Genomic DNA, 1593 nt, shown 5'->3' on the forward strand with positions numbered 1-1593 from the left:
TTAAAGGGCAGGATTGTTGAATAAACTTTTGAAAAAAAGAATTTTTTATATGAATCAGCAAATTATGTCTTATTGAATTTTATACCGGATACAACAGAATTAACTATGAACAGGGGCGGCCTTTAATGAATAAAGGTTTACTGAGAAGAGTACAACAAAAATATAGAGATGAGAAACATTTCAAAAAAAATAAGACTAGAAATACAGTAGAAGCAGTAATTATTATTTTTTCATTTATTTTCCTATTATACCTAGGGACAAAATTAACATTTACAGAGTCTGAGGGTATCCAACAACTCCAAGCTAACGATGTTGAGGGCATATGGATGGGAGTCACTATAGAAATAGATGATGCTTTAAAGAAGAATACAGATGAATATACGGGGATAGCAATTGACTTTAATCCTAAACCTATAAAAATTTTAATAAAGACATCAAATGAGAACAACAATTTAAACGAGGATGAAAACCTAAAAAAACTTATTAATATTGCTAATGAATTTGTCGTAGTAAATAATCTACCTTCTACTTTACAAGCAAATGAAACTTACGACATCATTATATTATCGAAAAATAAAGAAGAAATAATGCGTAAAGAGTTTTATAAACAGGGGAGATAGAATTTAATGAAAAAGTTATTCTTGGCTATATTAGGGGCTATCACAGGTTGGGTCGTGTTTTCATTCATTCTAAATGATTTTGAGACTGGCCCTTTATATACACTTATTTTGGGAATTGTAATTGGATTTAATATTCGCAAAAGAGAAATTTAATATATTGCTCTGAACTCGGGGGCGATTATTCAAGAAGGGGTTTTCGATTTTCTTATTGAATTGTATATGAAGTTCATATGCAGTTAAGAGATAAGGTTAAGCCGCCTAGATCAATTTCTTTTGATTTTACAAGCTAGATAATAAATACTGTTTGAATTAAGGAAATTAAGGAGTGTCTTAATTTCCGAAAAGAAACCATTTAATGATGCAATGGATCATATGAAAAATGTCGAGGGAATGCCTACAGATGTAGACTTAAAGAAACTCCCCAAACCATTAAGATATTTTGGCTATTTCTTTATGGGTTTCTTTGCTCTGTCGTTAATTTCTATATTATTAGGAATATTTTTCAGTTAGTTATTCAACAATCGGCGGCGATTGCAGCAAAGTGGATCGCCTTTTCTTATTGAGGAATTGGGCAGGATTGTTCAATATGCATTGAGAAAAATTTGAATGAGGAGGATATAAAATGAATGCAATTAATCGTTGGATTGTTTGTACTTTTCTTACTCTCATTACAGTATTAATGGTCAATAAAGGAATAGATTTATGGTCTCTTGGAACAAATGTGGATGGCGATGGCATTGGAGTACACTTTTTAGGATTAGAAATAAATGACCGAGTACCAGAAGCGAATATCCCTACATATGCAATTGGTTTCTTTGTTTCTAGTTTTATTACTTTGTTGATTGCCTTTGCATTTGTTGGAAAAACTTTTTTAAAAAGTAACACACCAGCACGTTAATGTTAAAGGGAAATTGTGAGTTGAGTGAGCAATCTTAGGACAAGGACATATTGTAGTTATTCCATTAAAGGGGGC

2 protein-coding genes are annotated in these 1593 nt (G+C 31.5%); both read left to right on the top strand.

What is annotated here, in order from left to right; all coding sequences use genetic code 11:
- Positions 1-125 precede the first annotated feature (125 nt).
- Positions 126-620: a hypothetical protein gene (locus ACTSEZ_RS21300; RefSeq protein WP_369736214.1), complete on the top strand. Its 495-nt coding sequence runs from the start codon at positions 126-128 to the stop codon at positions 618-620.
- A gap of 622 nt (positions 621-1242) precedes the next feature.
- Entirely contained in the window at positions 1243-1518 is a 276-nt protein-coding gene (locus tag ACTSEZ_RS21305; RefSeq protein WP_309194569.1) for a hypothetical protein, read from the top strand.
- The last annotated feature ends 75 nt before the right edge of the window (positions 1519-1593 follow it).

It is taken from the genome of Metabacillus mesotrionivorans, from assembly GCF_052171315.1.
Taxonomy (GTDB): Bacteria; Bacillota; Bacilli; order Bacillales; family Bacillaceae; genus Bacillus_P.

Bases quoted from the DNA above. Each gene is read 5' to 3' on its own strand.
- ACTSEZ_RS21300 (WP_369736214.1), top strand. From the start codon at position 126: ATGAATAAAGGTTTACTGAGAAGAGTACAACAAAAATATAGAGATGAG.
- ACTSEZ_RS21305 (WP_309194569.1), top strand. From the start codon at position 1,243: ATGAATGCAATTAATCGTTGGATTGTTTGTACTTTTCTTACTCTCATT.